Raw genomic sequence first — 6,696 nt, forward strand, 5'->3', positions numbered from 1 at the left:
CGCTCGGTCACTATGGTGACCTGTCCAAGCTGGTTGCCAACCCACTGACCGCGCTGCCCGCCATCGACGAGCGACTGGCCGCCCGCGGAGCCCCGGATCAGCCGCTGGAGCGGGCCATCGAGCTCAAGGCACTGCTGGCCGACCGGATCGCCGCGCTCAAACCGCGCGACGGCGGCGACTTCGGCACCAGCGAGCAGTGGCGGCACTACAACTCGCTGTACTTCCCGTACGTCGTCGGCGTGCGGGCCTACGCCCAGAACGCCACCGCCGCCGGCCTGGACCCGACCGCGCGGCAGGCGTGGCAATGGTTCGTCACCGATGTGCCGCAACGTTCGCTGCACAACTGGCAGAACGCCGCGGCCAAGCTGATCGCCGCCGATCTGCGCGGAAGAGTGGCCGTCTCCAGCGGTTAAGCTTGCCGGCCATGGCCTCATCGAAGCTTCCGCTCGCCAAACTCGTGCGGGCCATCGAAACTGCCCGGTATCGCGTCGGTCAGCTGCACCGCCGGATGCTTCCGGCTCCAGCAGTGATGATGGAAATGATCACCAACGCCTGGGCCGCCCAGGCGATTACCGCGGCAGCCGATCTGGGAATTGCGGATGCGCTGGCCAACGGGCCGCTGACGGCGCAGGAGCTCGCGGCCGCGATCGATGCGAATCCCGATACCGTGAGTCGACTGCTGCGGGCCTTGATCAGCCGGGGCATTTTCCGCCAGCGCCGCGACGGCCGCTACGACCTGACCCCGTTGGCCGACACGCTGCGCTCTGACGCGGAGGTGTCGGTGGCCGGGTTCGCCCGGTTTGTGGGTTGCCCTGAGCACCGCGAACATTGGAGCCACCTGACGGATGCCGTTCGTACCGGCCGCGCCGTCATCCCCGAATTGCGCGGCAAACCCGCCTTCGAGTACTTGCTGGGCGAGCCGAGGCTCGCGGCGATCTTCAACGACGCCATGACGAGTGGATCCGAATTTGCGATCGCCGCGGTGACCGCCACATACGACTTCAGCCGCTACGCAACGATCGTCGATGTGGGCGGCGGGCACGGCCGGCTGCTGGCCGCGATTTTGGAAGCCACCGCAGGAGCGCACGGCGTCTTGTTCGACCTGCCCGAGGTGGTGGCGGGAGCCCCGGCCGTGCTTTCCGGGCATCATGTGGCGGACCGAGTTCAGGTTGTCGAAGGCTCATTCTTCGACAACGTTCCCGACGGCGGCGACGCCTATGTGCTCAAGAACGTGATTCACGACTGGCCCGACCACGAGGCGGTGCGGATTCTCGGCAACGTGCGAAAGGCGGCCGCGGCGGGGACGAACGTGCTGCTGGTCGAGTTCGTGATCCCGGAGCACGACCGCGAGTTCATCGGCAAGTGGGCAGATCTCGAGATGTTGATCGCCGCTGCGGCGCGAGAGCGGACTGGCGCCGAATACGGCCGGCTACTCGAGCGTGCCGGTTTTCGCATGACGCGCGTCGTCGAAACCGCCTCACCGTTCAGCGTTGTCGAGGCGCAAGCGGTGTAGCTCTCGAAGACTTAGACCGGCTAGGCAAGGAATACGTGGCCTGGATCACTCGGTTGACCTCCGCATGGCAGTGCTTGGCAGTGCCACGCGTCGATCTGGCAGTCGCGGAACGGCACGCTCAGAAGTGTTCGACCCGATATCGCAAGGAGTTCCCATGACCGCTGTTACTCCACTGGCCACCACCCGGCCCTTCGACGACTCGACCGACTCCCTGTTGCGGTTCGCCATGCGACTCGACGCAACGCTGGGCGGTGTGATCGGTCTCTTCATCGCCCTGCTGGCGGACCCGCTCTCCTCGCTGACCGGCCTGAGTTCTGTCGCCGAATTCAGCGGGGGCGCGCTGCTGGTGCTCGCCAGCCTGGCGGTGTACGCCCTCGCCGCCGCACCTGATCTGCGCCGCGTCGGAATCGGCCTCATCGTCGGCAATGTCGTCCTGACGGGGGCCACGCTCGTCGTGCTCGCCGTAGGGGCGTTGCCGCTGACCGAAACCGGCGTCGCCGCGACGTTGGCCACTGGCGGCTATTTCGCGCTGATGGGTTACCTGCAATACCTCGGAGTGCGCCGCCTGCCGGCGTGATTCCCGTCCCGCCGGTGCGGGGCGCCGCCGTCAGAGGTTGCGGTGCGCGTCCCCGCATCGGCTTGTTGCCGATTCAAAGCTTGCGCAGTCGCAGCCGGTTGATCGAATGATCGGCGTCCTTGCGCAGCACCAGGGTGGCGCGCGGACGGGTGGGCAGAATGTTCTCGATCAGGTTGGGCCGGTTGATCGAACGCCAGATTTCGCGTGCCGCGATGTCGGCCTGCTGGTCGGTCAGCCCCGCATAGTGGTGGAAGTGCGAAGCCGGGTTGGCGAACGCCGTCGAGCGCATCGCGAGGAACCGCGAGATGTACCACTGTTCGATGTCCTCGACCCGGGCGTCCACATACAGCGAGAAGTCGAACAGGTCCGACACCATCAGCGTGGGCCCGGTCTGCAGCACGTTGAGACCCTCGAGAATCAGGATGTCGGGGTGGCGCACCACCTGCTTGGCGTCCGGCACCCGGTCGTAGTGCAGGTGCGAGTACACCGGCGCGCAGACGTAGTCCGAACCCGACTTGACCGAAGTGACGAATCGCATCAGCGCCCGGCGATCGTAGCTCTCCGGAAAACCCTTGCGGTGCATCAGGTTTCGGCGGGTCAGCTCGGCGTTTGGGTAGAGGAAGCCGTCGGTGGTCACCAGGTCGACCCGCGGGTGGTGATCCCAGCGGGCCAGCAGTGCCTGCAGCACACGGGCCGTCGTTGACTTACCGACCGCCACACTGCCGGCCACCCCGATGATGAACGGCACCGGCCGATCGGGATTCTGCTGAGGCTCACCGAGGAATTCGGAGGTGGCGGCAAACAGTCCCTGGCGAGCGGCGACCTGCAGGTGCAGGAGCCGGGCCAGCGGCAGGTAGACCTCTTCGACCTCGCGCAAGTTGATCTGCTCGCCCAGACCACGCAGCCCGACGACCTCTTCTTCGGTCAGCGGCTGCGGTGTCGACATACGTAGCGCGCGCCATTGACGTCGATCGAACTCCACATAGGGGCTCGGCTCGCTTGGCCGCGGCATGGTTGCCAGTCTTGCAGCCTCGGCCACGCTGCGGACCGCTGGGGCGAGCAGATAGCGTTAGCTGGCGTGGAACCCGACGCGCTGGTCCGCGACTACCTGCTCCTCGGTTTGCGTTTCGATCGCATCGAGTCGGGTTATGTCGACGCCTTCACCGGCGACCCAGCGCTGCGCCACACCGTGCTGGCCGAAGCCGCTCCCGACCCGGCCGATCTGGTCCGCCAAGCCCGCAGGCTGATCGCCGCCCTTCCGGATGCGCAGCACCACAACGGATTTGACCAACAGCGCGCCGACTATGTGGGCGCACACCTGCGTGCGCTGGAATGCGCCGGACGCAAGTTCGCCGGTGACGACATCGGTTTCGTCGACGAGGTGCACGACTACTTCGATGTGCGCATCAGCAAGGGCGATCCGGACACGTACCGGCAGGCGCACGCCCGACTCGACGAGGTGCTGGGCGGCGACGGGCCGCTGGCCGACCGGATGGAAGCGCATCGGACGGGCGAGGAAATCCCGCCACAGCGGCTGGCCGAATGCATCGAGGCGTTCTCCAGCGCGTTGCGCGACCGGGTCCGGGCCGAGTATCCGTTGCCGGACGTCGAAACCGTGGAGTACCAGGTGGTGACCGACAAGCCGTGGTCGGGCTTCAACTACTATCTGGGCGACTACCGCTCAACGGTCGCGGTAAACGCCGACCTGAAGCAGTTGATGTCCAATCTGCCGCGGCTGGTGGCGCACGAGTCCTATCCGGGACACCACACCGAGCACTGCCGCAAAGAGGCCGGGTTGGTCAATCGGAAGGGTCAGACCGAGCAGACCATCTTCCTGGTGAACACCCCGCAGTGTCTGATGGCCGAGGGTCTGGCCGACCTGGCGCTGCATGCGGCGATCGGCCCGGGCTGGGGGCCATGGGCGGCCGACATCTACGCCGACCTGGGGCTGCGGTTCGACGGGGAGCGCGCCGAGGCGGTGTCCGAGGCGTCGGCGGCGCTGGCCGGGGTGCGGCAGGACGCGGCGCTGATGTTGCACGACGAACACCGCGACGCCGACGAGGTGGCCGATTTCCTACGGCGCTGGCTGCTGGTCAACGACATGCGCGCGCGGCAGATGCTGCGATTTTTGTCCTCGCCGCTGTGGCGTGCCTACACCAGCACCTATGTCGAGGGCTATCGGTTGTTGCGCGGCTGGCTGGACGGTCGCCCCGCCGGGATGAGCGTGATCGAGCGGTTCGGCCGGCTGCTCGACGAGCCGTTCATCCCGTCGAAGATGCCCGATTAGACTGGCGGGCGTGACTGCCGCACCCGATGCTCGTACCAAGTCCTCGGTGATGTCCGCCCCGCTGGCCGACGTCGACCCCGACATCGCTGAGCTGCTCGGCAAAGAGCTTGGCCGCCAACGCGACACGTTGGAGATGATCGCCTCGGAGAACTTCGTGCCACGGGCGGTGCTGCAGGCCCAGGGCAGCGTTCTGACCAACAAGTACGCGGAGGGTCTGCCGGGTCGCCGCTACTACGGTGGCTGCGAATTCGTCGACGTGGTGGAGAACATCGCCCGCGACCGGGCCAAGGCGCTGTTCGGCGCCGACTTCGCCAATGTGCAGCCGCACTCCGGCGCGCAGGCCAATGCCGCGGTGCTGCACGCGCTGATGTCGCCGGGCGAGCGGCTCCTGGGTCTCGACCTCGCCAACGGCGGCCACCTGACGCACGGGATGAAGCTGAACTTCTCCGGCAAGCTCTACGAGAACGCCTTCTACGGCGTCGACGCGACGTCGCACCTGATCGACATGGACGCGGTGCGTGCTCACGCGCTTGAGTTCCGCCCGAAGGTGATCGTCGCCGGCTGGTCGGCATACCCACGGATCCTCGACTTCGCGGCGTTCAAGTCGATCGCAGACGAGGTCGACGCCAAGCTGTGGGTGGACATGGCGCACTTCGCCGGTCTGGTCGCGGCCGGCCTGCACCCGTCGCCGGTGCCGCACGCCGACGTCGTCTCGACCACCGTGCACAAGACGCTGGGCGGCCCGCGGTCCGGCCTGATCGTTGGCAAGCAGGAGTACGCGAAATCGATCAACTCCGCGGTGTTCCCCGGTCAGCAGGGCTGGCCGCTGATGCACGTCATCGCGGCCAAGGCAGTGGCGCTGAAAATCGCGGGCACGCCGGAGTTCGTCGAGCGTCAGCAGCGCACACTGTCCGGCGCCCGGATCATCGCCGAACGTCTACTGGCCGCGGACGTCGCCAAGGCCGGTGTCTCGGTGGTCAGCCGCGGCACCGACGTCCACCTGGTGCTGGTCGACCTGCGCGACTCGCCGCTGGACGGACAGGCCGCCGAGGACCTGCTGCACGAGGTCGGCATCACCGTGAACCGCAACGCCGTCCCCAACGATCCCCGGCCGCCGATGGTGACGTCGGGTCTGCGGGTGGGCACCCCGGCGCTGGCCACCCGCGGCTTCTCCGATGCCGAGTTCACCGAGGTCGCCGACATCATCGCCACCGCGCTGGCTGCGGGCACCGCTGCCTCAGAAGGGACAGTGGCCGCGCTGCGCGACCGGGTGACCCGTCTGGCCAGGGAATTCCCGCTGTATGACGGCCTGGAGGACTGGTCGCTGGTCTGATCTGCGGCAGATTTCACGAAGCCTGTGTACGCGGGTTACAGTTACTTTTATGGCAGTCAGACCTGTTGCTAACGCGTTCATTCTCGAACTCGAGCCCGTCGTCGGCGAGAACATCGACCGCCACCTTGCCACCGAGCAAGTCTGGTTCGCCCATGACTTCGTGCCGTTCGAACAGGGCGAGAACTTCGCTTTCCTCGGCGGGCGCGACTGGGACCCATCCCAGGTGACGCTGCCCAAAACCATCACCGACGCGTGCGAGATTCTGCTGATCACCAAAGACAACATCGCCGGCTACCACCGCGAGCTGGTCGAGCACTTCATCCTCGAAGACAATTGGGCCCACTGGATCGGCCGGTGGACCGCCGAGGAACATCTGCACGCCATCGCGCTGCGCGAGTACTTCGTGGTGACCCGCGAGATCGACCCCACCGCCAACGAAGACGTCCGCTTCGAACACGTATCTCAGAAGGGATACCGCGCCGACCAGTTCTCTCAGGTCGAGACCCTGGTGTTCATGGCTTTTTTCGAGGGCGCCCACGCCGTGTACACCAACAACTTGGCGGCGCAAATCGAGGAGCCGGTGCTGGCCGGATTCATCACCCACATCGCCCGCGACGAGAAGCGGCATGAGGAGTTCTTCGCCAACCTCGTCGCGCACTGCCTGACCTTCGCCCGCGACGAGACGATCGCCGCCATTGCCGCCCGCGCGGCCGAAATCGATGTCATCGGCGCCGACATCGACGCCTACGGTGACAAGGTGCGAAACGTCGCTGACGCAGGCATTTTCGACGCTGAGCAACTGCGCCGGGTGATTTCGGATCTCATCGCCGCCTGGGGAGTCGCCGACGAATCCGCGCTGCGGCAGTTCGTCATCAGCTAGCCACGTCGGCGCGCCTGCACGGCGCTCATGCGCCGACGGGAGTAGCGTCGTTTTCGATGGCTAGCGACATGCTCTGCTATCCGGGCGGCGCCTCTCGTCTCAACTT

Annotated in this window: 6 protein-coding genes and 1 pseudogene; 6 read left to right on the plus strand and 1 reads right to left on the minus strand. The window is 66.5% G+C overall.

What is annotated here, in order from left to right:
- The 3 genes and pseudogenes from WAO18_RS21055 to WAO18_RS21065 form a co-directional block, all read left to right on the plus strand.
- Window positions 1–413 (plus strand): annotated as a pseudogene (locus WAO18_RS21055) (hypothetical protein); the annotation flags it as partial.
- A gap of 11 nt (window positions 414–424) precedes the next feature.
- On the plus strand, window positions 425–1,513 hold the full coding sequence (locus WAO18_RS21060) for a methyltransferase (RefSeq protein ID WP_422208173.1): 1,089 nt from the start codon (window positions 425–427) through the stop codon (window positions 1,511–1,513).
- Window positions 1,514–1,667: 154 nt separating this feature from the next.
- Window positions 1,668–2,090: a hypothetical protein gene (locus WAO18_RS21065; protein ID WP_422208174.1), complete on the plus strand. Its 423-nt coding sequence runs from the start codon at window positions 1,668–1,670 to the stop codon at window positions 2,088–2,090.
- Window positions 2,091–2,163: 73 nt separating this feature from the next.
- On the opposite strand, the gene coaA is transcribed toward WAO18_RS21065, so the two are convergent.
- Window positions 2,164–3,102 carry a type I pantothenate kinase gene (gene coaA / locus WAO18_RS21070; RefSeq protein WP_422208175.1) on the minus strand — a complete coding sequence of 313 codons (939 nt, stop codon included), beginning with the start codon at window positions 3,100–3,102 and terminating at the stop codon, window positions 2,164–2,166.
- A gap of 66 nt (window positions 3,103–3,168) precedes the next feature.
- On the opposite strand from coaA, the gene WAO18_RS21075 reads away from it, so the two are divergent.
- From WAO18_RS21075 to WAO18_RS21085, 3 genes are read left to right on the plus strand one after another with little or no spacing between them, the layout of a single operon-like run.
- A complete protein-coding gene (locus tag WAO18_RS21075) occupies window positions 3,169–4,377 on the plus strand; it encodes a DUF885 domain-containing protein (RefSeq protein WP_422208176.1) in 1,209 nt (402 codons plus the stop codon).
- A gap of 49 nt (window positions 4,378–4,426) precedes the next feature.
- Window positions 4,427–5,710 (plus strand): serine hydroxymethyltransferase, encoded by a 1,284-nt coding sequence (gene glyA, locus WAO18_RS21080; RefSeq protein WP_422208178.1) that lies wholly within the window; start codon window positions 4,427–4,429, stop codon window positions 5,708–5,710.
- Between the two features lie 49 nt (window positions 5,711–5,759).
- Window positions 5,760–6,590, plus strand: a complete 831-nt coding sequence (locus tag WAO18_RS21085; protein ID WP_422208177.1) for an acyl-ACP desaturase — start codon at window positions 5,760–5,762, stop codon at window positions 6,588–6,590.
- The last annotated feature ends 106 nt before the right edge of the window (window positions 6,591–6,696 follow it).

It is taken from the genome of Mycobacterium sp., assembly GCF_049278535.1.
GTDB lineage: Bacteria > Actinomycetota > Actinomycetes > Mycobacteriales > Mycobacteriaceae > Mycobacterium.